A 23,396-nucleotide genomic window follows, 5' to 3' on the forward strand; every position below is an offset into this window, starting at 1 on the left:
ATGGTAGTAGGAGATTTCCCTATTGAAACAGATACTCTTGTGATTGGTGCGGGACCTGGCGGCTATGTAGCTGCCATCCGCGCTGCTCAGCTTGGACAAAAAGTAACAGTCGTTGAAAAAGGAACTCTTGGAGGCGTTTGTCTGAACGTCGGCTGTATTCCTTCAAAAGCGCTTATCAATGCAGGCCATCGTTACGAGAATGCAAAACACTCAGATGACATGGGGATCACTGCTGAGAACGTAAAAGTTGACTTTACAAAAGTCCAAGAATGGAAAGCTTCTGTTGTAAATAAGCTTACCGGCGGTGTTGCAGGTCTTTTAAAAGGAAATAAAGTGGACGTTGTAAAAGGCGAAGCTTATTTCGTAGACAGCAACTCTGTACGTGTAATGGATGAGAACTCTGCGCAAACATACACATTTAAAAACGCGATCATTGCTACCGGTTCTCGCCCTATCGAATTGCCAAACTTCAAATATAGCGAACGTGTTCTGAACTCTACAGGCGCACTGGCGCTTAAAGAAATTCCGAAAAAACTCGTTGTTATCGGCGGCGGATATATCGGTACCGAGCTTGGAACAGCGTATGCAAACTTCGGAACTGAATTGGTGATTTTAGAAGGCGGAGATGAAATTCTTCCTGGCTTCGAAAAACAAATGAGTTCTCTCGTTACCCGCAGACTGAAGAAAAAAGGCAACGTTGAAATCCATACAAGCGCTATGGCTAAAGGCGTTGAAGAAAGACCTGACGGCGTAACAGTTACGTTCGAAGTAAAAGGCGAAGAAAAAACGGTTGATGCTGATTACGTATTAATCACTGTCGGACGCCGTCCGAACACTGATGAGCTCGGCCTTGAGCAAGTCGGTATCGAAATGACTGACCGCGGTGTCATTAAAACGGACAAGCAGTGCCGAACAAACGTATCGAATATTTACGCAATCGGTGACATCATTGACGGCCCTCCATTGGCTCACAAAGCGTCTTACGAAGGTAAAATCGCTGCGGAAGCTATTGCGGGAGAGCCTGCTGAAATCGATTACCTCGGTATTCCGGCGGTTGTATTCTCTGAGCCTGAACTGGCTTCTGTCGGTTACACTGAAGCACAGGCGAAAGAAGAAGGCATTGAAGTCGTTGCTGCTAAGTTCCCGTTTGCTGCAAACGGACGCGCGCTGTCTCTTAACGAAACTGACGGCTTCATGAAGCTGATCACTCGTAAAGAAGACGGTCTTGTGATCGGTGCGCAAATTGCCGGCGCGAGCGCTTCTGACATGATTTCTGAATTGAGCCTGGCGATCGAAGGCGGAATGACTGCTGAAGATATCGCAATGACAATTCACGCTCACCCGACATTGGGCGAAATCACAATGGAAGCTGCCGAAGTGGCAATCGGAAGCCCGATCCATATCGTAAAATAATCATTGCAAGAAAATGAACAGCCCCCGCTTTTAAAAGCGAGGGCTGTTTTTATTGTGCAAGCACATGCTGCATAGGCTTGATAATATCCTCTTTTTTCTTTACCGCGCCTTCAATCTTCATGACGACATGCCGGTGATTGACTACCATCAGTGCCGGGAATGTGTTGATTTCTTCTTCCCAGCCCTTTCTGTTGTCATAAACTTTCATTTGATCAACATGATGGGGGTATTTCTTTTCTAAATCAAGAATCGCATCGTAGTAAGGAACTTCTTTATCTATATGATTTTCATCGGAAAAAAACAAGATTTGAGTGTGATGAATGCTGTCGATCCGGTTATTTTTGAACGGACTGACAGTAGAAACCGAACAGCTTGACAGAACGAACAGCATCAAAAAAAAGGGAATCACCGTACGGTAGCGCATCTATCTTACTCCTCTGTTTTATATAATATATTGGTTCATCCATTTATAAGGACTATATCAAGTGTATCACGAGAGGTGAAAAACCTAAGGCTTGTTACTTAATTGTTATATAATTGAAACCGTTTTTAATGAAGAAATAATACGTGTGACAACTTGTGAAGCCGATGTGTAAAAAAGGCACATTATTTTTCGTGAGAGCGCTGTTTTTTCGTTATACTGTGGGCAAACCATATCAGGAGGGATTGTCATGTATAAAGCCGCTGCCGCCGTCATATGGATATGCTTGCTCGTCGGCTGCCAATCAACTGAAAAAACGCAAACAAATAAACAACCCCATTCTCAAGCTGCGGTCAATCATGCTAAACAGGAAAACACTCATACAAAAGAGGAAAAACGGAAAAAACAGAAGGCAGAGCCCCGTTACTATATCAATCCGAAAACCTTTGCCGTGGAAAAACTGGATGACCAGAAAGACAAAAAACCGATTGCATTGTTAACGATAGATGATGCGCCCGATCAGCATGCCGCTGAGATTGCGGACAAACTGCATGATCTCCATGCGTCAGCGATCTTTTTTGTGAACGGCCAATTTTTGAAAAAAGATGAAAATAAGAAAGCGCTTCAGCATATTCATGAGTTAGGCTTTATGATCGGAAATCATACAATGACTCATCAAAATTTAAAAGAACTTTCCGAACAAAAACAACGGGAAGAAATCATCGGCGTCAATAAAACCGTTGAAAAGATAACCGGGGAGAAACCGGCGTTTTTCAGGGCGCCTTTCGGAAGCAATACGGACTACAGTGACAAACTTATAAAACAAGAAGGTATGGTGAAAATGAACTGGACCTTCGGCTACGATTGGGATCAGAAATATCAATCCAAAAAAGCGCTTACCGATATCACGCTGAGCAGCCCTTATCTGCGGGACGGCGCCAACATATTGATGCATGACCGGAAGTGGACGGCCGAAGCCATGCCGGACATTGTAAAAGGATTGCGTAATAAAGGATATACCGTGATTGATCCTCGAGCTATAAAAAGACCGTAAAAAATAAATGTGTTATACAATTTATCGGTTGACATATTAAATGTGACATAATAATATAATAACAACAAGTAAGAATTAAGCGTTTTCAAATTCTGAGAAATGGGGAATGAGAGATGGGTACGATTGTTTGCCAAGACTGTAACGAAGCGATTCATTACTTTGAGGATGAGAAGGTAACGACGTTATACGGAACATGCTGCGGACAATGCCGGTGTCATCTTGAAGAAGAGTAAAAAGCGTAAAAATGCCCGAAACGATTTGGTTTCGGGCTTCTTTATGTTTATTGGATGGCTTTTTGTTCTTTGATGACTCTGATCATTTCAAGCGTCGCATCTTCCGGACCCTGCACGGGAAGGCCGGCGTCCAGGTTTTTGAAAATGTAGCTGATGTTTTCTTCAGTAATGATTTCGCCCGGAATAAAGATTGGAATTCCCGGCGGATACACCATGACAAACTCTGCAATGATCCGTCCCGCGGATTCTTTTAACGGAATGACTTCCGTATTTGCGTAAAACGCGTCTCTTGGCGTCATCGCTAACAGAGGAATTTCAGGAAGCAGAACTTCCGTTTGCTGATGAGCATATTCATTGGCAGCAGCCTGCTTTGAAATGTCTGTAAGCGCGTTTACAAGGCGGTCGGCATCTCCTGCTCTGTCTCCGGGAGTGAAAATACATAATATGTTATACAAATCGGACAGCTCGACTTCGATATTATATGATTCGCGCAGCCATTTTTCAATGTCATGCCCCGTCAAGCCAAGGTTTTTGACCGAAATGATTAATTTAGTCGGATCATAACTGAAGGCGGCTTTAGATCCTGTGATTTCTTCGCCGACACAGCGGATGCCTTCAATTTGATTGAGGCGTTCCCGTGTCTGATTCGCCAGCAGAATCGTATCTTCAAGAAGGCCGCGGCCTTCTGTAGCGAGCCGCTTTCTTGCGACAATGTGTGTGTGATATATATTATAAAAGGTGGGGTATATAAAAAAAAATAAGGGGGGAAAGGGGGGGTGGGGGATATAAAAAAAAAAGGGGGGGGGGTGGGGGGGGGGGGGGGGGGGGGGGGGGGGGGGGGGGGGGGTGGTGGTGGTTTGGGGGGGGGGGGGGTGGGGGGGGGGGGGGGGGGGGGGGGGGGGTGGTGTGGTGTTTTTTTTTTTTTGGGTTTTTGTTTTTTTTTTTTGGGTTGTTTGGGGGGGGGGGGGGGGGGGGGGGGGGGGGGTGTGTTTGTGTGGTGGTGTGGTGGTGTGTTTTTTTGGTGTTGTGGGGGGGGGGGGGGGGGGGGGGGGGTGGTGGGGGGGGGGGGGGGGGGGGGGGGGGGGGGGGGGGGGGGGGGGGGGGGGGGGGGGGGGGGTGTGGGGGGGGGGGGGGGGGGGGGGGGGGGGGGGGGGGGGGGGGGGGGGGGGGGGGGGGGGGGGGGGGGGGGGGGGGGGGGGGGGGGGGGGGGGGGGGGGGGGGGGGGGGGGGGGGGGGGGGGGGGGGGGGGGGGGGGGGGGGGGGGGGGGGGTGGTTGGGGTGGTGGGGGGGGGGGTGTGTGGGTGGGGGTTGTGTGTGGTGGGTGTGGGTTGGTGTGTGTTGGGGGGGGTTGTTGGGTTTTGGGTGGGGGTTGGGTGTTGGGTGTTTTTTGTGTGTGGGGGTGGGTGGGGGGGGGGTGTTTGTTGGTGGTGTGGGGTGTTGGGGGGTTGTTGGTGGGTGGGTGTGTTGGTGTTTTGTGTGGGGTGTTGGGGGTGGTGTTGGGGGTGTGTGGTGGTGGGTTTTGTGTGGTGTGGGTGGGGTTGGGGTGTTTGTGTTGTGTGGGGGTTGGTGGTTTTTTTGTTTGGGGGGGGGGGGGGGGGGTGTTTGGGTTGGTTTTGGGGGTTGTTGTGGTGGTTGGGGTGGGGGGGGGTGGTGGGTGGGAGTAGGGAGGATGTAGGAATGGTAATGAGGATGTGGAGAAGAGAGAAAGGGTAGTTTTTTGGGGGGGAGAGAAGGTTGGAGGAGTGATGAAGAAGGAAGAGGAGGTAATGATGCCCTTTGGCGCATGTAAATCATCCAAAGGTTCAATATTAATTAAATCTATGCTTAACGCGTTTTCTCCGATAAATTGTCTGAATTCCGGATCCATTCCCGCGCCTTTTTTATGGCCCGGAATGTGGAATTGGACAGGCTGTCTGTCCGCGTGCTTTTTCAGTCCGCTGTACAGGGGTGTTTCATGTTGCGGCAATTGTTTTCCCACCTTTATCATAATACCTACGGATTAGTTTGTATTACATTCAGTATGATTACCCGTTTTTTAAACGTAAAACAAATGAATTATATTATGAACTTGAAAGAAAGTAAAGAACAATTTATGATCTATGGAAGATGCTTATTTTGAGCATGATTATAAAGGAGTGAAGACATTTGGAATATCAATATCCGATGAATGAAGACTGGACGACAGAGGAGGCCGTGGATGTCATTGCGTTTTTTCAGCAGGTGGAAAACGCCTATGAAAAAGGAACTGACCGCAACAGACTTTTGGATGCGTACCGCCGCTTTAAAGAAATCGTTCCCGGAAAGGCGGAGGAAAAGAAAATCTGCAGCCAATTTGAAGCGGACAGCAGCTATTCCCCGTATCGGACTGTGAAAGAGGCGAAACAATCAGATCAAGCGGTTATCAAAATGTAAACAAAGCGAGCCGGAAACCGGCCCGCTTTTTTATGTTATGAGACTTTCTGAGTCAGCGTGTATAAAAAGGAAAGCTTCTTAAAAGTATCTTCAATGGTTTGCAGGAATTCATTGTTGTTCATGTTGATCACGTCTTCTTTTTGAAGCTGGATGCCGCACAAAAGCTCTGCTTTCTTTACGGTCTGCAGACGTTCAAATAGTGTTTTCAGCTGTTCCCGATCCATCTCCGACTGCTTGTACGCTCCTGGCTTCGTGTGATCCGGCGACCACACAAAATGACCGGGAATCTGTTTTGTGATGTCATCCTGCTTCGCTTCCAGCAATCTGCCGTATTCCTCTTTTATCGGAGACTCATAAATGATGGCAAACCATACAAACATGTGAGTGTCCCATAGTCCGATCTGAAAGTGGGGGAGCTTCTTATAGCCGCGTTTGCTGTTTGCAAAGGCAACCCAGCTGTCAGCCGGCGGGTTGACAGATCTTCTCGCGTGCTTGGCGACATGCGGGAACATTTCATCTCCGGTCAATGCCGACAATGTCGGTGCGAAATGTTCTCCTAACAGAGTCAGCTTCGGACGCACCTGTTCTTTTAACACCTCCATGCGCGGATCTAATCCTTCTATTGTAAATGTGTCAAAGTCTTCTTTTGTAAAACGCATCTGAGTCATCTTTTTCCTCCTTATCGTAAGTATTCATATTTTACCACAGCCCCTGCCGGCCGCAAAAACATTGAGAACGTTTGAGTGGAGAGGAGTGGTGGTAAAAAATGAATAGGTAAACACACAATTTTAAGAATGTTGTTACAGCCGAATATAAGTTTCCATAGGATATAAGAAGTATCATTAATAATGAATTGGAAAATGGGATGCTTTTTTAACAAATGATCTCTGGAAGGGGCGAAAGACAATGAGGCAAGTGGTGAAGGAAGGATTCAGGGAGGAAAAAAATAACCGTGTAGCTGTCTGGAGACTAGAGGTTGATTATGAATTGGCAACCCTTTATGAGGCCATGCAAAAAGAGAATGAAGATCAAATCGATCTCAGTAAAAGAAAACTGGAACGTCTCAGAAAAGAATGGATTCGTCTTAACGGATAAAGAATAGTAAAAACGAACCGCAGGAAATGGTTCGTTTTTACGTGAGAAGGCATTTTTTTCATTTTCCTTGCTTTTTAATTGTTTTTATCAGTATGCTATAGAGTAAGCTATACATAGAAAAGAGGTACACGGTATGACAAATTGGACGGAAATTGATGATATCGCAAAACAATGGGTAAAAGAAGCCGGAACGAGAATCAGACAATCCATGCAGGAAAGCTTGACGATTGAAACAAAATCAAATCCGAATGATTTAGTCACAAATATGGATAAAGAGACGGAACGCTTTTTCATTGACCGTATACAGGGAACTTTTCCTGGACACCGCATCCTCGGCGAAGAAGGGCAGGGAGATAAGCTCCGCTCCCTTGACGGAATCGTCTGGATCATTGATCCGATTGACGGGACGATGAATTTTGTCCATCAAAAGCGGCATTTCGCAATCTCCATCGGTATTTTTGAAGACGGAAAAGGCAAAATCGGCTTAATTTATGATGTGATGCAGGACGAGCTGTATCATGCATTCAGCGGAAAAGGGGCATATCTGAACGACACGCCGCTTGCTCCTTTAAAAGAGGTTTCTATTGAAGAATCGATTATTGCAATCAATGCCACATGGGTGACGGAAAACAGAAGAATCGACCCGAGTATTTTGGCGCCGCTCGTAAAACGGGTAAGAGGAACGCGTTCCTACGGCTCGGCGGCACTTGAACTGGCCAGTGTTGCGGCCGGCCGCATTGACGCATACATCACAATGAGGCTCGCGCCGTGGGATTACGCTGCCGGCTGCGTGCTGCTGAACGAAGTCGGCGGCATTTACACGACAACAGACGGCGAACCGTTTACGTTTTTAGATAACCACAGCGTGCTTGCGGGGAATCCGGCGATACATAAAATCATCTTTGACGACTATTTACATGCTGACAGATAGGGAGTTTGAAGAAGAAGATCTGGAATTTCTGGAGCAGCTGGCGGCGGCACACCCGGTGTGGAGAGCCGAAGAATTCGGAACAAAAAATGCGGCGGAGTTTATGCTTGCATACTCCATGTACAATGGAACGTGGCTCGTATGGGAGCTTGACGGCGCTCCTGCCGCCGTCAGCTTTCACTTAGAATGGGCGCCCTCAAACGGAAAACCGTGGCTCGGGACTGTGGCCGTCGCTCCAGAGGCAAAAGAGAAAGGCATCGGCCGGGCGGTCATTGAAGAGATTGCCGGCCGGCTGAGAGCGGCGCATAAAGCGATGTTTGCAGCCGTTCCCCTGGACAGGCAGGAATGGTTGCTGTTTTTAAGCAAATGCGGTTTTGAACAGCTGAAGCTTGAAAAAGACGATCGGGAAAAGACATATATGATCATGGTGAAGCCGTTGTGAAATGTATCAGATATAAAAAAAGAGACCGGACATCCGGTCTCTTTTCTTGTTTACAAGCCGACTGAATTCCAGGCCGCTTCTACGCTTGCAGCATCCTGAGAGCCGTAAAGGTCCCGCGCTGATTGAATCAAAGCTGCTTTTGCATCTTTAAAGGTTGATGACGGAGTGAGGTATACCGTCAGGGCGCGATAGTAAATCTGCTCCGCTTTGTTCACGCCGATTTTTGTAATCGTATTGTAAGCGGCTTTGTTCGGAATTCCGCTGTTTGTATGCACACCGCCGTAGTCGCCGGCATCAGTGTTCGGAAGGTTTTTGTAATTTTTGTAGTTGTCAGGCTGTCCGTATTTTGTCGGATTTGATAAGCTGCGGAGAGCCGGCTGGCTGACCGTAATATCTTCACCGATATCCCAGTCCTCAGTATCGTTGAAGTACCCGAATACATCAGAGAAGGATTCATTTAAAGCGCCCGGCTGATTTTCATAGTTCAGGTTGGCTGTTTCCTGTGTAACGCCATGTGTCATTTCATGGGCCGTTACGTCCATTGAACCGGAAAGAGGCGAGAAGAATGAACCGTCACCGTCTCCGTAAATCATTTGGTCGCCGATCCAGGCTGCGTTATTGTATCTGCTGCCGTAATGAACGGAGGATACGATCTTGCCGCCTCTATTGTCGTAGCTGTTGCGTTTAAACTTCTGATAGAAATAATCATACACTTTGCCGAGGTTGTAATGCGCATCAACGGCAGCGCGCTGAGAAGAAGTTGTAAACTGGTTTGTGGTGCTGGATACGAGTGTGCCCGGCAGGTTATACTCGCGGTTTTGCAGATCGTACGTAATAATTTGTGTTCCGGTAGGTTTAGAAAGATCGCGCAGCACATATTTGCCGCTTTCAGAAGAAATATTTAATGAGACCGTTTTTCCTTTAAGAGTCGTACCTGTTCCGGTTGCAGCCGCATGTTCCACTTTGTTTTGCTTTTTCAGGATTTTCCCAGTTTCTGCATCAACGGTTACTTCCCAGTTTGCAGGTTCCGGTTCGATATAGCGGATCGTTACATCATAGGCGAGGCGGTATTTTCCGTCTTTTGTAGCTGCTGCTTTGAGCTCGGCTTTATTTTTGTTTGCGACGTTTCCGTTAGAAACGGCTTCAGGTGATTTGCCGATTGCTTTAAAAGCATGGTCCAGCGCCTGATTTGCAGATAATTTTTTGCTGTTTGCCGTTTTGGCAGAAGCATCGTTGTTTAATTCACCGTTAATCGCATAGACGTTGTTGGATTTATCAACGTGAATAATGACTTGAGAGTCTTTCACAGGCACACCGTTCACGACAGGCACATAACGGAAGTGTTTATAGCCGAGATCATCGGTTGTTTGGTCAATCAGCTTCAGCCTTTCAGAAGGATTGCCTTTAAAGACTTTGCCGTTTTGTTTCAAATATTGCTTGATTGCTTTGTCACTGACAGAAGGCAATTCAGATTGCACCAAAGAATGCTTCGGCACAAAATTTGTCATGTTTTCTTTAAGCTGAGGATTCTCAGCGGCCTGAACACCCGGCAGACTGATCGTTAAACCTATAAAAGAAGCGGCGACAGCAACAGACAATTTCTTACCTAAACCCACAATAAATCCCCCTTTTTGAAAATAATGAAAACTTATATTGTTATAATAAACCAGCAATCTCTCATTCTGCAATATAAAACTAGACTCCGCAGCTGAATTGATAGAATCGTCCCGTACAGGCTCCTGGGAGGCGGTGTCAGGGGATAAGCCGAGAGGCACGTGTCGGAATAGACATGAGTCGAATGACGCGATTTCTTCTGAAAAAAATGACAGATGAAGACGGGAAAAATGATAGGGGAAAAATGTTAGGATCTTTAAAACTTTTTTTAATGCCGGTTGTCTAAACGGGTGAGGCCTTAATAAACGTAAAGGATTGTTACAGATGTCAGAGATTTTCAGTCATTTTATTCAGCATTTCGACAGATATTTCTTCATCAATTGGTACAGACGGGACAGAAAATACCAATTTTTAGATATCACCTTGAATGAAGGGCTTCAGCAAACAATATATGAACTGCCGGAGCATTACGTTGACCGGACAGACACAAAGAACGCGCTGGCCGGGCAGATTCAGCGCCTGAAAAATGATCAGCAGACCGTTTTAATTTTAAGGGAATTTCAAGAGCTGTCATACGAAGAGATTGCTGATATTTTGGGTTGGAGCCTGCCGAAGGTGAAGAGCACCTTATACAGGGCGAGAATGCAGCTGAAACAGCACTTGGCGGAAAAAAGGAAGGACGGACACATATGACTTGCTGTTTAGTGAGAGATTTACTCCCTTTATATATTGAAGGCGATTGTGAAACAGAAACAGAGCGGTATATTTCCCGCCATCTTGATACATGCGGTGAGTGCAAAAGGGTATATCATATGATGAAGGAGCCGCTTGACTTTGGCGAAGCTGAGATGAAGGCGCCAGACGGTTATGAAGACGAGGAGAGGCGGTTTCAGGAAAGATATTACGGGAGGCTGCTGACAAATGCCGCCTGTATGTTCGGAGCTGTATTTCTCATCATGCTTGCGCTTAAACTGCTGAATTAAAAAAACGCCCGGCTGGATGACCGGGCGTTTTTTTCGTTTACTCAGCCGGGTGAAAGGCTGTATAAATGCCTTCAAGTAATTCCTGCGGCAGTGAATTAAAGAATCCAGCACACAGCTTCGCTTCTTTTTTACCTGCACCTGCTTTTTCAGCAAGCTCCTGATCAAACGTATACACGCCGTTTTCTTCAACCAGCGCAGATTGAAGAATATGAAGACTCTGGGAGAAAGCGGTGAACAGCTGATCAACGATAAGAGCTTCTTTTTCCGTAAAGCCGAGCTCCACTGCTTTTTCTTTATTAAATGTATATTCGCCGTCCGTTTTCTCGATACATTGGGAAAGGACCGTTAAAAATTCCGTTGAGCTGTCCCACAGCTTTTGAATGGTCTGTGCGGCTTCTTTATCTAATCCCAATTCAACCGCTTTTTCACCGTCAAAATAATAGACGCCGTCTTTTTCGTAAATGGATTGGCGGATGATGTCTAAAAGCTTTGCCGCATCTCCCGGTGTTTTCTCGGCAAAAGCCTGCAAGACAGGCGATTCATTTGCCTGAATTGTTTTTGCACTGGCAGACTCAAGCGGACTGAATGCAAGCAAGGCGGCTGAAGCAGTTGCAACGGCAGTTACAGCGGTTTTCTTCAAAAAAGATGTTTTCATTTTGTTCTCTCCTTGTCATGTGTATTTGCTTACAGCCACAAGTATAAAAATCCAGTGATGGAATTGAAATAGGAAGTTTGGTATTTTCTTCATAACAATACCGGACTAATTCCGGCTGCCTTTTCTGAGGGACTCTGCTGTTGTCACTAGGATGCATGCTGCTGTTTCCGGCTTCTTGACTAGGCGGCGGGGGAGATAAGCCTTACATCCCACCGGTTTTGAGGATGCAAAAAAGCCTGAATTTTTCATTCAGGCTTCATACAATATTGTGCTTTTCATGTTTACGGAATTTTGCAAAGGGTCATGCTTTTAATCAAGCAGTCCCTGTTCGCGCATTTTTTTCTTTACAGTGAAACCGCTTCCCATCATGGCGATAACGAGAACAATGCTTCCGATGACACCCCATGCGCTTTTCTCAGCGATTGATACGCCGATCAGCATCATGCTGAAGACTGCTGCGAATGCAAATAATAATAAGAGCCAATTGAATTTTTTCATATTTCCATCCCCTTTAACGTCATACTTTCAGTTTACAGAAAAACGTGACGCTTTTAAAGAGGATGTGTGGTATAATATGAAAGTTATCTAATTTTTTTAGGAGATGAAAATGTGAAACTTCGAAACGATCTTCGCAATATCGCGATTATTGCCCACGTTGACCATGGGAAAACGACTTTGGTAGACCAATTGCTTCACCAAGCCGGAACATTCCGTGCCAACGAAAATATTGCCGAACGCGCAATGGATTCAAACGATCTTGAACGTGAACGCGGTATTACAATTCTCGCGAAAAATACTGCGATTAACTATAAAGATACACGCATTAATATTTTGGACACTCCGGGACACGCCGACTTCGGCGGAGAGGTTGAACGGATTATGAAAATGGTTGACGGCGTTCTGTTAGTCGTTGACGCATATGAAGGCTGCATGCCGCAAACCCGTTTCGTACTGAAGAAAGCCCTTGAGCAGAACTTAAATCCGGTTGTCGTCGTAAACAAAATCGACCGTGATTTCGCCCGCCCGGAAGAAGTTATCGATGAAGTGCTTGATCTGTTCATCGAGCTGGATGCAAACGAAGAACAGCTTGAGTTCCCTGTCGTCTACGCTTCTGCGATTAACGGAACGGCAAGTCTTGATCCGAAAAAGCAGGACGAAAACATGGAATCACTGTATGAAACGATTCTTGAACATGTCCCTGCGCCGGTTGATAACGCCGAAGAGCCTCTTCAATTCCAAGTGGCGCTTCTTGATTACAATGACTATGTCGGCCGTATCGGTATCGGACGCGTTTTCCGCGGCACGATGAAAGTCGGCCAGCAGGTTTCATTGATGAAACTTGACGGAACGGTCAAATCATTCCGTGTAACGAAAATCTTCGGTTTCCAAGGATTGAAACGCGTGGAAATTGAAGAAGCGAGAGCGGGAGACCTCGTTGCCGTTTCCGGTATGGAAGACATCAACGTCGGTGAAACGGTTTGTCCGGCTGACCACCATGAGCCGCTGCCGGTTCTGCGTATTGATGAGCCTACGCTTCAAATGACATTTGTCGTAAACAACAGCCCGTTTGCAGGCCGTGAAGGCAAATATGTCACAGCCCGTAAAATTGAAGAGCGTCTGAACGCACAGCTTCAAACAGACGTCAGTCTTCGTGTCGAACCGACGGCATCGCCTGACGCATGGGTTGTTTCAGGACGCGGTGAGCTTCACCTGTCTATTTTAATTGAAAACATGCGCCGCGAAGGCTATGAGCTTCAAGTGTCTAAACCTGAAGTTATCATTAAGGAAATCGACGGCGTAAGCTGCGAGCCTGTTGAGCGCGTGCAGATTGACGTGCCTGAAGAGCATACCGGTTCTGTTATGGAATCAATGGGTGCGAGAAAAGGCGAAATGCTCGATATGATTAATAACGGAAACGGCCAGGTCCGCCTGATCTTTACCGTACCTTCACGCGGGCTCATCGGCTATTCTACTGAGTTTCTGTCACTGACACGCGGTTTCGGTATCCTGAACCACACGTTTGACAGCTATCAGCCGATGCAAAAAGGCCAAGTCGGAGGCCGTCGTCAGGGTGTGCTCGTTTCCATGGAAAATGGAAAAGCGACATCTTACGGAATTCAAGGTATTGAAGACCGCGGCGTCATCTTCGTTGAGCCGGGCACAGAAGTATATGAAGGCATGATTGTCGGCGAACATAATCGTGACAATGACCTTGTCGTCAATGTCAGCAAAATGAAACAGCAGACAAACGTCCGTTCCGCAACGAAGGATCAAACGACTACGATTAAGAAAGCGCGCATTATGTCGCTTGAAGAATCACTCGAGTACTTAAACGATGATGAATACTGTGAAGTAACACCGGAATCCATCCGTTTAAGAAAGAAAATCCTGAACAAAAACGAACGTGAAAAAGCGGCGAAAAAGAAAAAAACAGCAGGAATGTCTTAATCACTTGCAGAATTTGAAAAGATAGAACCCGAACGGAAAAGGGGAGGGGATCTTTTTGAATGAAGTAAGTGAACGGCTGTCGTTCTTTGCTGCGCTTTACCAAGTGGATGAGCATCCGCTGACGGGAATGTGGCTGTTATACGGAACGATCGTCGTGCTCTCGGTGATTGTATTTAAACTCGGCTTTGCCAAAAGGCTGCCGGTTTTAAAGGCTGCGGCAGTTTATCTCTTTCTCGTACTCGGCTGCACCGTGCTGACTTTTTTCGGTGTGTTTCTGCCGGTCGGAGAAGGGCTTGTTGTCGCCGCCTTGATTTTGATCATTTACAAAATCCGTCTGCACCAGTCCAAAAAAAGCCAGTCAGCTAAACCGCAATAAAAAAATGACCCTGCCTTTCGGCGGGTCATTTTTTTATTGGTTTATTTTTTCACTTTATCTTTTTTCGTTTTTTGCCCTGGATGAAAGGAGAAGTGTCCGGTATTCAGCCGCGCCTCTGTTTTGACTTTGATTCGGTCATGGCATTCCTGGCACATATATGTATGAATCGGACGGTTGCGGAGGCGTTTGGCTGTCAGTGTTTCATCATCAATTTGTTCAATTTTGTCGCAAATGGAACATTTAACTCTCATTGATTTTTCACCTCTTTCACTATGACAAGCATTATATCATGGATGACCCGCGTGCCAAAGGGAAAGAAAGCAGCGCCCTTCCTTTGTAGCGGGCGCTGCTTTTTACCGGCGGTTATTCATGTGATGATCCGATTGATCATTCTGCTCGTTTTGCAGCTTGTTCTGATCTCTTTGATTCAGCTGGTCATCATTCGATTTAGTCGGTGATTCTTTTTCATTGTCGGTCACATCATTCGGAACTTCCGGCATGACACGTCCGACGATGGCGGCGAGTTCGTCCAAAATGCCTGAAACCGGACGTCCGGCCTTAATATCGCTGCCCATGCCTCTCAGGCGGGAGACTGTATCAGGATCAGCGACGACAACGGCATTGGCGCCGTAAGGATCGTTTTTTAATGCTTGGGCAACGGTGTATTTAATGCTTTCCACTTTGCTCCGTTCTAAATTGTCATCCACATCGATTCCGACGACTGAGTAGCGCCCGAGTACGACCGCGGTGGCGTCTGTAATGCCTGGGATTTTTTCAGTCACTTCGACTAGATGCTTAGCAATGTCTGTCCGGCCGGGATTCGCAGCTGTTTCAGGAGCTGTATCACTCACATGAATCGGTTTTGCTCCGCCCTGATCGGTTGATTCGTTTTGGATATTGCTGCGTCCGCGGCTATCCTGTACAGCTGTGCAGCCGGTCAGAATAAATAAAGCTTGTATGATAATGAAAAGAATTCGCACGTCAGATTCCCTCCTTAATGCTTTCATTTCTTTTATTGTTGAATTAACCTTCTATCTTTATTCACCAAATCATATATTTTAGCAGGCATCCCCGTTTTTTACGAAAAGAGAAGCACACGCTGGGTTTTGATCCTTATTTTTCAGGAGGCTGAGACTTGAGTAAAATTTATGTGTTAGATACGAATGTACTTTTGCAGGATCCTAACGCCATTTTTTCTTTTGAAGAAAACGAAGTTGTCATCCCCGCCGTCGTGCTGGAAGAGGTCGATTCAAAAAAGCGGTATATGGACGAGGTCGGGAGGAATGCGAGGCACGTATCTAAGCTGATAGACGGGCTCAGGGAGAAAGGAAGGCTGCACGAAAAGGTTCCGCTTGAAAGCGGAGGAACGCTCAGAATTGAACTGAACCACCGGTCATTTCATCAGCTTCAGGAAATTTTTATCGAAAAAACGAATGATAACCGCATTTTGGCGGTGGCAAAAAATTTAAGCCTTGAGGAGGAAACGAAAGAAAACGGCCGCCCCGTCATTCTGGTCAGCAAGGATGTGCTGGTCAGGGTAAAGGCGGATGCCATCGGGCTTTTGGCGGAGGACTTTTTAAACGACAGAGTCGTTGACCATGATGAGATATACAGTGGGTACAAAGATATATTTATGAATAAAGAGCGGTTTGACTCGTTTTATAAAAACAAACAAATTTCAGTCAAGGAGCTTCAGCAGCATCAGGTTTATCCGAATCAATTTGTGCTGATGAAAGATGAATTGGGAGGATCTTCTTCTGCGGTCGGCATGACAGATAAGAAAGGGGAGACCGTAAAAAGACTCGTTTTCGATGATGAGCACGTATGGGGTATCAGGCCGAAAAACGTCCAGCAGACAATGGCGCTTGAACTCCTGCTGAGAGAAGATATCCCGCTTGTCACCCTGATCGGAAAAGCGGGAACAGGAAAAACCTTGCTAGCTCTCGCAGCGGGGCTTCTGCAGACTGAGGATCTCGGTATTTATAAAAAACTGATCGTCGCACGTCCCATCGTCCCGGTGGGCAAGGATATCGGATATTTGCCGGGTGAAAAAGAGGAGAAGCTCAAGCCGTGGATGCAGCCGATCTTTGATAATCTTGAATTTTTGTTCAATGCGAAAAAGCCGGGTGAACTTGAAGCGATTTTAGCGGGCATCGGATCAATTCAGGTCGAGGCGCTGACATACATTCGGGGAAGAAGCATTCCGGATCAGTTTATTATTATCGATGAGGCTCAGAATTTGACGAGGCACGAGGTCAAGACGCTTTTGACACGGGTGGGAGAAGGCAGCAAAATTGTCCTGATGGGTGACCCGGAGCAAATAGATCACCCATATTTAGACAGTTTAAATAACGGACTTGCTTATGTCGTAGAGCGGTTTAAAGGACAAACCGTCTCCGGCAGCGTGAAGCTTATGAAAGGCGAAAGATCCGGCCTTGCACAGCTTGCGGCCGATTTGTTATAGAACTTCGATTTCTGTGACGCCTGTTATCGGTTTTTCAAAGTTTCCGTTCACGTAAAAATGGACCGGACCGCCGTCTTGAAGAGGCTTCCCTGACTCACAGAAATGGGCGATTGCGTCCATCGCCTTTTCAAGCGGCACCTCGGTTCTTTCAGATCCTGAAATAAATACGCAAAGGACAGCGCTTTCTTTCGGCTCGGCATTTGCTAAGACAGCACCGAGCTTCATGGCGAAACTGCCGTTCATTAATCTTTCTTTTTCAAAACGTTTTTCGCTTTTTAAAGTCGGCGGCGAAATGCGCCCTTCTCTGATCACCCGTTCCGGATCGAGTGTATGCTCCTTAGTTTCTGCCGAGCCGTCTGAGTGAACGGGCTGATTGTTTTCAAACGGAAACTTGCGGTCATCGAAAATCCAGACACTCGGATCAATTGTAATCGGGTATGTAACATTGCCTTTAACTTGAATAACGCTCATGGTGAAGCCCCCCTTTACTTAAAGTATAAAAGTTTTCGCATGAATTGTCACTTTGCGTCGCAAATTAGACGTAACGAACGGCAGCAAAGTGAGGGGATCGAAATGGTATGCCGGCATTACCAGGAGCTGGACGCACTCGTTCAAGAAGCGAAAAAAAAGACCGGAGAAGGCAAAGTGGCAGACTATATTCCGGCTTTGGCAGAATCGGGTCAAGACAGCCTTTCAGTCACGATTTATCATGCGGAAAATACATGTCTGACGGCAGGAGACGCCGACCGGACATTTACGCTGCAGAGCATTTCGAAGGTGCTTTCTCTGGCGCTCGTCCTGATGGATTACGGAAAGGAAAAGATATTCAGCTGCGTAGGGCAGGAGCCGACCGGCGACCCGTTTAATTCCATTGTGAAGCTTGAGACGGTGAACCCGGGCAAGCCTTTAAATCCGATGATTAATGCGGGCGCTCTCGTCGTTACAAGTTTTATTAAAGGGCATACGCCGAAAGACCGTCTGGATTATCTGCTCGGATTTATCAGAAGGCTTGCGAATAATCAGGAAATTACATATTGCAGACATGTCGCAGCATCAGAATTCGGTTCCTCCATGATCAATCGGGCAATGTGTTATTACATGAAGCAGTATGACATTTTTAAAGGCGATGTTGAAGAGGTCATGGATTTGTATACAAAGCAGTGCGCGATTAAGATGAGCAGTCTGGATTTAGCCAAAATCGGCTGCGTATTCGCACTTGACGGCAAGCATCCGGAGACCGGGGAACAGGTCATAAAAAAAGATGTGGCGAGAATCTGCAAGACGTTTATGGTGACATGCGGCATGTACAATGCGAGCGGGGAATTCGCGATCAAGGTCGGCATTCCCGCCAAAAGCGGGGTTTCGGGAGGAATCATGGGCATTTCGCCATACAATTTCGGAATCGGTATATTCGGCCCGGCGCTTGATGAAAAAGGCAACAGCATCGCGGGTGTGAAGCTTTTGGAAATCATGTCTGAGAAATACAGGCTGAGTATTTTTTGAAACATTTTTTATCATGACATCTGCTTAAATCCTCTTGCAATTTCACCTGATACCCTTTATGATAAATAGAAGAATTAGGTACTCGCCTGGGGAACGGAGGGATACTTTTGGCTTCAGAGATTATAGTTGACCATCAGCAGAAAGCATTCGAACTGTTGAAGTCAGATGCTGAGAAGATTTTGAAGCTGATCCGAGTACAAATGGATAACTTAACGATGCCTCAATGTCCTCTGTACGAAGAGGTCTTGGATACTCAGATGTTCGGACTGTCGAGGGAAATCGATTTTGCTGTCCGCCTGGGATTAGTTGATGAAAACGACGGAAAAGAGCTGCTGGACAGACTTGAAAGAGAACTGTCTGCTCTGCATGACGCGTTTACAGGAAAATAAATGATCAAACTCAAACTATTCAACGGTTTGGGTTTTTTTATAACCGTAAACCGTTTTTTGCATCTTCTTTTTGTGAGACGGTCTATTAATCTGCATTTCATCCGAAAAACTATAAAGAAACTGCGTAAATTGTTTATGAATTATAGTAAAATATAATACGCAATAGGTATTAAACGTAAGCTTTAAGCAGGAAAGAGGATGTTATGTTTAAAAGAATGTTAAAATCTTACGATTATTCATTGATAAGCGCTATTATTCTGCTGTGCAGTTTCGGATTGGTAATGGTATACAGTTCAAGTATGATTACCGCCGTTATGCGTTACGGGGTGAGCAGCGACTATTTTTTTAAACGGCAGCTGTTCGCCGTCATTGCAGGGCTCGTGCTGTTTATCATCGCGGCCGTTTTCCCGTACAAAGTGCTCGCCCATCAAAAGGTCCAGAAAATATTACTGCTTGCGTCAGTGGCTGCGCTTTGCGCGCTGTTTGTTTTCGGACATGTTGCCGGAAACGCGCAAAGCTGGTTTAAAATCGGCGGAATGGCCATTCAGCCGGGGGAATTTGTCAAGCTGACCCTGATTCTGTATCTTGCCGCGGTGTACGCGAAAAAACAAAGCTATATCGATCAGCTTTTGACAGGAGTTGCTCCGCCGGTGATCGTCACCGTAGTCATTTGTGCGCTTATCGCCATTCAGCCTGACTTCGGAACGGCGATGATTATCGGTCTGATCGCGTTTTGCGTCATTATGTGTTCGGGATTCAGCGGAAAGACGCTGCTCAGGCTGGTGATCATGGCGGGAATCGTATTACTTCTTGTCAGCCCGATCATTTATTTGAAATGGGACGATATTTTAACGCCCGGGCGCATGAGCCGGTTTGAAAGCCTTGAAAATCCGTTTAAATATGCCGGCACATCAGGCCTGCAGATTATAAATTCGTATTATGCGATCGGCTCAGGCGGTTTTTTCGGCCTCGGTCTCGGAGAAAGCATTCAAAAATACGGATATCTGCCGGAATCGCATACAGACTTTATCATGGCGGTGATTTCAGAGGAGCTCGGCATTTTCGGCGTCCTGTTCGTCATTGTGCTGCTTGCTTTTGTTGTGTTAAAAGGTTTTTATATTGCGAGAAAATGTGAAGATCCGTTCGGCAGTCTTCTGGCAATCGGGATATCCAGTATGATTGCGATTCAGACCTTCATCAACCTCGGCGGTGTCAGCGGTTTAATTCCAATTACGGGTGTTCCGCTGCCGTTTATCAGCTACGGAGGCTCATCAATGTTTTTATTATTGACAAGCGCCGGTATATTGGTGAACGTCAGTATGCATGTCAAGTACTCAGAAAAGAAGAAAAAGAGGGAACCCGTTCCGTCTAAGGGGATAAAAAGACGGCAGACGGAAAAAACTGTGTATCTGTAAAAAACAAGTGTATACACAGGGCGGATATTCCTTTATTATAAACTACATATTTACTAGGCCAAGGGGGAGAGAAATTTGTCACAACAATCCATCCAAAAAGTGTTAGTAGCAAACAGGGGAGAAATTGCGATCCGGATTTTCCGGGCGTGCACAGAATTGAACATCAGAACGGTAGCCGTTTATTCAAAAGAAGATTCGGGTTCCTACCACCGCTATAAAGCGGATGAAGCCTATCTTGTCGGAGAAGGCAAAAAACCGATAGACGCGTATCTTGATATTGAAGGGATTATTGAGATTGCGAAAAGAAACGGCGTTGACGCCATCCATCCGGGTTACGGATTTCTGTCTGAAAATATCCAATTTGCGAGACGCTGTGAAGAAGAGGGCATCGTATTTATCGGACCGACGTCAGCGCATTTGGATATGTTCGGAGACAAGGTCAAGGCCAGAGAGCAGGCAGAAAAAGCCGGCATCCCCGTTATCCCGGGGAGTGACGGGCCTGCTGAAACATTAAAAGATGTCGAACAATTCGCAAAAGTTCACGGGTATCCGTTTATTATTAAAGCGTCGCTCGGAGGCGGCGGCCGGGGGATGAGAATCGTCAGAAGCGAGGGCGAATTGAAAGATTCGTTTGAGCGGGCCAAATCAGAAGCGAAAGCCGCATTCGGAAACGACGAAGTGTATGTTGAAAAACTGATCGAAAATCCTAAGCATATTGAAGTTCAGGTGATCGGAGATAAAGAAGGCAATGTCGTCCATCTGTATGAGCGGGACTGTTCCGTTCAGAGACGCCATCAAAAGGTCATTGAGGTGGCGCCGAGTGTATCCTTAAAGCCTGAATTAAGGGACGAGATCTGTGAAGCGGCTGTCGCCCTTGCGAAAAATGTCGGCTATATCAACGCGGGAACCGTGGAATTTCTCGTAGCGGACGGTGAGTTTTACTTTATTGAAGTGAATCCCCGCGTACAAGTGGAGCATACGATTACGGAAATGATTACGGGGGTTGATATCGTTCAGACGCAGATTCTCGTTGCGCAGGGCCACGGACTCCACAGCCGTGCCGTCAATATTCCTCAGCAAAAAGACATTTTTACAATCGGGTATGCGATACAATCACGTGTGACCACTGAAGATCCGCTGAATGACTTTATGCCTGACACGGGTAAAATTATGGCTTACCGCTCAGGCGGCGGCTTCGGCGTCCGCCTTGATACAGGGAACAGCTTCCAGGGCGCGGTTATCACGCCTTATTACGATTCACTGCTCGTCAAACTGTCGACATGGGCGCTGACGTTTGAGCAGGCATCGGCAAAAATGGTCCGCAACCTGCAGGAATTCAGAATCAGGGGCATTAAGACCAATATCCCGTTTCTTGAAAACGTGGCAAAGCATGAAAAATTCCTGACCGGGCAATATGATACATCGTTTATCGACACAACGCCCGAACTGTTTGTTTTTCCTAAACAGAAGGACCGCGGAACAAAAATGCTTTCTTACATCGGCAATGTAACGGTAAACGGTTTTCCGGGAATCGGGAAAAAAGAAAAACCTGCGTTTGATAAGCCTCAGGCCATTACGTTAGGTATCGGAGAAAAGCCGGTAAACGGCACGAAACAGATTCTCGATGAAAGAGGCGCTGAAGGGCTTGCTGACTGGGTGAAAGAGCAAAAGTCCGTACTCCTGACCGATACAACGTTCAGGGATGCCCATCAGTCTCTGCTTGCGACCAGAATCAGAACAAATGATTTGAAAAAAATCGCGAACCCCACGGCTGTCCTGTGGCCTGAACTGTTCAGCCTTGAAATGTGGGGAGGCGCGACATTTGATGTAGCGTACCGTTTCTTAAAAGAAGATCCTTGGAAACGCCTTGAAGATCTCCGCAAGGAAGTGCCGAACACATTGTTCCAGATGCTGCTTCGTTCATCAAATGCCGTCGGTTATACCAACTATCCGGACAATGTCATCCAAAAATTTGTCCGGCAGTCAGCAGAGTCAGGTATTGATGTATTCCGGATCTTTGACAGCCTGAACTGGGTGAAAGGGATGACGCTGGCCATCGATGCCGTCCGTGAAACCGGAAAAGTGGCAGAGGCTGCGATTTGTTATACGGGAGATATTCTTGATAAGAGCCGGACGAAGTATGATTTGAAATATTATCTTTCCATGGCGAAAGAACTTGAGGCGTCTGGTGCGCACATTCTCGGCATTAAAGACATGGCAGGTCTTTTGAAACCGCAAGCCGCATATGATCTTGTCTCCGCGCTGAAGGAAACGATTGATATTCCCGTTCATCTTCACACGCATGATACGAGCGGCAACGGCGTCTTTCTCTATGCCAAAGCTGTTGAAGCGGGTGTGGATATCGTGGATGTCGCCGTCAGCTCAATGGCGGGGCTGACTTCACAGCCGAGCGCAAGCGGATTTTACCATGCGCTTGAAGGGAACAGCCGCCGTCCTGAAATGGATGTCCGGCAGGTTGAAAGACTGTCACAATACTGGGAATCCGTCCGTCAATATTACAGTGAATTTGAAAGCGGGATGAAGTCTCCGCACACTGAGATTTATAATCACGAAATGCCGGGCGGGCAGTACAGCAATTTGCAGCAGCAGGCAAAAGGCGTCGGCCTGGGTGACCGCTGGAATGAGGTGAAAGAGATGTACAGCGTCGTCAACCGCATGTTCGGCGACGTCGTTAAAGTAACACCTTCTTCCAAAGTCGTCGGAGATATGGCGCTTTACATGGTGCAAAACAATTTAACAGAACAAGATGTTTATGATAAAGGCGAAACGCTTGATTTTCCGGATTCTGTCGTTGAGCTTTTTAAAGGGCAGATCGGCCAGCCGCACGGCGGATTTCCGGAAAAACTGCAAAAGCTCGTGCTGAAAGGGCAGACGCCGATTACGGTAAGACCCGGTGAGCTGCTCGAACCGGTATCTTTCGAAGGCATTAAAGAAGAATGGAAAGAAACGCATCAGATGGAATTGGGTGACCAGGACGCAATCGCATATGCGCTTTATCCGAAGGTTTTCACTGAATATGTACAAACGGCTGAACGCTTCGGTGATATTTCCGTATTGGACACACCGACTTTCTTCTACGGCATGACGCTCGGTGAAGAAATCGAAGTGGAAATCGAGCGCGGAAAAACGCTGATCGTGAAACTTGTATCTATCGGTGAACCGCAGCCGGACGCGACACGGGTCGTTTATTTCGAATTGAACGGCCAGCCGCGTGAGGTAGTCATTAAAGATGAAAGCATTAAATCGTCCGTACAGGAAAAATTAAAAGCCGATCGGACAAACCCAAGCCACATTGCGGCATCAATGCCGGGAACCGTTATTAAATTGTTAACTGAAACCGGCGCGAAGGTGAACAAAGGCGATCATCTGATGATTAATGAAGCGATGAAAATGGAGACGACGGTGCAGGCGCCGTTCTCCGGGACGATTCAGCAGATCCATGTGAAAAACGGAGAACCGATTCAGACAGGCGATTTACTGATCGAGATTGAAAAAGCGTAAAAGAATGAACATTAAAAAACCTGATCCAT

The 23,396-nt window shown here is 46.7% G+C and carries 24 protein-coding genes and 2 pseudogenes; 16 read left to right on the forward strand and 10 right to left on the reverse strand.

Going from position 1 to position 23,396, the window contains the following annotated elements; genetic code table 11:
* Complete coding sequence (gene lpdA, locus AADZ70_RS03270; protein WP_125122550.1) at positions 1–1,413, forward strand: dihydrolipoyl dehydrogenase; 1,413 nt, start codon at positions 1–3, stop codon at positions 1,411–1,413.
* A gap of 49 nt (positions 1,414–1,462) precedes the next feature.
* Here lpdA and AADZ70_RS03275 read toward each other — a convergent pair whose 3' ends face one another.
* Positions 1,463–1,837: a hypothetical protein gene (locus AADZ70_RS03275; protein ID WP_016936259.1), complete on the reverse strand. Its 375-nt coding sequence runs from the start codon at positions 1,835–1,837 to the stop codon at positions 1,463–1,465.
* A 247-nt stretch (positions 1,838–2,084) separates the two neighbouring features.
* Here AADZ70_RS03275 and AADZ70_RS03280 point away from each other — a divergent pair, with 247 nt between their 5' ends.
* Together AADZ70_RS03280 and AADZ70_RS03285 are read left to right on the forward strand one after the other, a co-directional pair.
* Positions 2,085–2,888, forward strand: a complete 804-nt coding sequence (locus AADZ70_RS03280; protein ID WP_099744280.1) for a polysaccharide deacetylase family protein — start codon at positions 2,085–2,087, stop codon at positions 2,886–2,888.
* A gap of 113 nt (positions 2,889–3,001) precedes the next feature.
* Positions 3,002–3,121: a GapA-binding peptide SR1P gene (locus tag AADZ70_RS03285; RefSeq protein ID WP_076982563.1), complete on the forward strand. Its 120-nt coding sequence runs from the start codon at positions 3,002–3,004 to the stop codon at positions 3,119–3,121.
* A 47-nt stretch (positions 3,122–3,168) separates the two neighbouring features.
* Here AADZ70_RS03285 and AADZ70_RS03290 read toward each other — a convergent pair.
* Positions 3,169–3,831, reverse strand: a pseudogene (locus tag AADZ70_RS03290) (arginine decarboxylase); the annotation flags it as partial.
* A gap of 1,055 nt (positions 3,832–4,886) precedes the next feature.
* Positions 4,887–5,087: pseudogene (locus tag AADZ70_RS03295) on the reverse strand (arginine decarboxylase); the annotation flags it as partial.
* 179 nt (positions 5,088–5,266) lie between these two features.
* On the opposite strand from AADZ70_RS03295, the gene AADZ70_RS03300 reads away from it, so the two are divergent.
* Entirely contained in the window at positions 5,267–5,533 is a 267-nt protein-coding gene (locus AADZ70_RS03300; RefSeq protein WP_016936256.1) for a UPF0223 family protein, read from the forward strand.
* A 35-nt stretch (positions 5,534–5,568) separates the two neighbouring features.
* Here the strand turns inward: AADZ70_RS03300 and AADZ70_RS03305 are convergent, their stop codons facing one another.
* The gene (locus AADZ70_RS03305; RefSeq protein WP_342007720.1) at positions 5,569–6,201 is read right to left on the reverse strand and encodes a DUF1054 domain-containing protein; all 633 of its coding nucleotides are present in this window, start codon (positions 6,199–6,201) and stop codon (positions 5,569–5,571) included.
* Between the two features lie 238 nt (positions 6,202–6,439).
* Here AADZ70_RS03305 and AADZ70_RS03310 point away from each other — a divergent pair, with 238 nt between their 5' ends.
* The 3 genes from AADZ70_RS03310 to AADZ70_RS03320 all read left to right on the forward strand — a co-directional run bounded on the left by AADZ70_RS03310 (position 6,440) and on the right by AADZ70_RS03320 (position 7,998).
* Complete coding sequence (locus AADZ70_RS03310) at positions 6,440–6,628, forward strand: hypothetical protein (RefSeq protein ID WP_003154513.1); 189 nt, start codon at positions 6,440–6,442, stop codon at positions 6,626–6,628.
* Positions 6,629–6,761: 133 nt separating this feature from the next.
* Complete coding sequence (suhB, locus tag AADZ70_RS03315) at positions 6,762–7,559, forward strand: inositol-1-monophosphatase (protein ID WP_016936254.1); 798 nt, start codon at positions 6,762–6,764, stop codon at positions 7,557–7,559.
* Complete coding sequence (locus tag AADZ70_RS03320) at positions 7,546–7,998, forward strand: GNAT family N-acetyltransferase (protein WP_342007721.1); 453 nt, start codon at positions 7,546–7,548, stop codon at positions 7,996–7,998. The genes suhB and AADZ70_RS03320 overlap by 14 nt, the downstream gene beginning before the upstream one ends.
* Positions 7,999–8,048: 50 nt before the next feature.
* Here AADZ70_RS03320 and AADZ70_RS03325 read toward each other — a convergent pair whose 3' ends face one another.
* Positions 8,049–9,614, reverse strand: a complete 1,566-nt coding sequence (locus AADZ70_RS03325; RefSeq protein ID WP_016936252.1) for a M4 family metallopeptidase — start codon at positions 9,612–9,614, stop codon at positions 8,049–8,051.
* Between the two features lie 322 nt (positions 9,615–9,936).
* Between AADZ70_RS03325 and AADZ70_RS03330 the strand changes: the two genes are divergently transcribed.
* Positions 9,937–10,305: a sigma-70 family RNA polymerase sigma factor gene (locus tag AADZ70_RS03330; protein WP_342007722.1), complete on the forward strand. Its 369-nt coding sequence runs from the start codon at positions 9,937–9,939 to the stop codon at positions 10,303–10,305.
* Entirely contained in the window at positions 10,302–10,595 is a 294-nt protein-coding gene (locus AADZ70_RS03335) for a zf-HC2 domain-containing protein (protein ID WP_045927171.1), read from the forward strand. Before AADZ70_RS03330 ends, AADZ70_RS03335 begins: the two co-directional genes overlap by 4 nt.
* A gap of 37 nt (positions 10,596–10,632) precedes the next feature.
* Here AADZ70_RS03335 and AADZ70_RS03340 read toward each other — a convergent pair whose 3' ends face one another.
* Both AADZ70_RS03340 and AADZ70_RS03345 read right to left on the reverse strand, forming a co-directional pair.
* Positions 10,633–11,250 carry a hypothetical protein gene (locus tag AADZ70_RS03340; RefSeq protein WP_342007723.1) on the reverse strand — a complete coding sequence of 206 codons (618 nt, stop codon included), beginning with the start codon at positions 11,248–11,250 and terminating at the stop codon, positions 10,633–10,635.
* 309 nt (positions 11,251–11,559) lie between these two features.
* On the reverse strand, positions 11,560–11,748 hold the full coding sequence (locus tag AADZ70_RS03345) for a YlaF family protein (RefSeq protein WP_342007724.1): 189 nt from the start codon (positions 11,746–11,748) through the stop codon (positions 11,560–11,562).
* A gap of 111 nt (positions 11,749–11,859) precedes the next feature.
* On the opposite strand from AADZ70_RS03345, the gene typA reads away from it, so the two are divergent.
* Positions 11,860–13,698 carry a translational GTPase TypA gene (typA, locus tag AADZ70_RS03350; protein ID WP_016936244.1) on the forward strand — a complete coding sequence of 613 codons (1,839 nt, stop codon included), beginning with the start codon at positions 11,860–11,862 and terminating at the stop codon, positions 13,696–13,698.
* Positions 13,699–13,753: 55 nt separating this feature from the next.
* Entirely contained in the window at positions 13,754–14,074 is a 321-nt protein-coding gene (locus AADZ70_RS03355) for a YlaH-like family protein (RefSeq protein ID WP_015239793.1), read from the forward strand.
* A 41-nt stretch (positions 14,075–14,115) separates the two neighbouring features.
* Here the strand turns inward: AADZ70_RS03355 and AADZ70_RS03360 are convergent, their stop codons facing one another.
* Both AADZ70_RS03360 and AADZ70_RS03365 read right to left on the reverse strand, forming a co-directional pair.
* Complete coding sequence (locus AADZ70_RS03360) at positions 14,116–14,325, reverse strand: YlaI family protein (RefSeq protein WP_016936243.1); 210 nt, start codon at positions 14,323–14,325, stop codon at positions 14,116–14,118.
* Positions 14,326–14,427: 102 nt separating this feature from the next.
* Positions 14,428–15,054, reverse strand: coding sequence for a YhcN/YlaJ family sporulation lipoprotein (locus tag AADZ70_RS03365; RefSeq protein ID WP_016936242.1), 627 nt, complete (start codon positions 15,052–15,054; stop codon positions 14,428–14,430).
* Positions 15,055–15,209: 155 nt separating this feature from the next.
* Between AADZ70_RS03365 and AADZ70_RS03370 the strand changes: the two genes are divergently transcribed.
* Positions 15,210–16,538, forward strand: coding sequence for a PhoH family protein (locus AADZ70_RS03370; RefSeq protein WP_045927174.1), 1,329 nt, complete (start codon positions 15,210–15,212; stop codon positions 16,536–16,538).
* On the opposite strand, the gene AADZ70_RS03375 is transcribed toward AADZ70_RS03370, so the two are convergent.
* A complete protein-coding gene (locus AADZ70_RS03375; protein WP_016936240.1) occupies positions 16,533–17,009 on the reverse strand; it encodes a hypothetical protein in 477 nt (158 codons plus the stop codon). The two genes, AADZ70_RS03370 and AADZ70_RS03375, sit on opposite strands and share 6 nt — an antisense overlap.
* A gap of 102 nt (positions 17,010–17,111) precedes the next feature.
* Between AADZ70_RS03375 and glsA the strand changes: the two genes are divergently transcribed.
* The 4 genes from glsA (at position 17,112) to pyc (ending at position 23,367) form a co-directional block, all read left to right on the forward strand.
* Positions 17,112–18,041, forward strand: coding sequence for a glutaminase A (gene glsA / locus AADZ70_RS03380; protein WP_016936239.1), 930 nt, complete (start codon positions 17,112–17,114; stop codon positions 18,039–18,041).
* Between the two features lie 107 nt (positions 18,042–18,148).
* The gene (locus tag AADZ70_RS03385; protein ID WP_016936238.1) at positions 18,149–18,430 is read left to right on the forward strand and encodes a YlaN family protein; all 282 of its coding nucleotides are present in this window, start codon (positions 18,149–18,151) and stop codon (positions 18,428–18,430) included.
* A gap of 203 nt (positions 18,431–18,633) precedes the next feature.
* Positions 18,634–19,845 carry an FtsW/RodA/SpoVE family cell cycle protein gene (locus AADZ70_RS03390; RefSeq protein WP_045927175.1) on the forward strand — a complete coding sequence of 404 codons (1,212 nt, stop codon included), beginning with the start codon at positions 18,634–18,636 and terminating at the stop codon, positions 19,843–19,845.
* 75 nt (positions 19,846–19,920) lie between these two features.
* Entirely contained in the window at positions 19,921–23,367 is a 3,447-nt protein-coding gene (pyc, locus tag AADZ70_RS03395) for a pyruvate carboxylase (protein WP_342007725.1), read from the forward strand.
* The last annotated feature ends 29 nt before the right edge of the window (positions 23,368–23,396 follow it).

Origin of the sequence: Bacillus sp. YBsi01 (assembly GCF_038406745.1) — a bacterium.
Classification (GTDB): domain Bacteria; phylum Bacillota; class Bacilli; order Bacillales; family Bacillaceae; genus Bacillus; species Bacillus siamensis.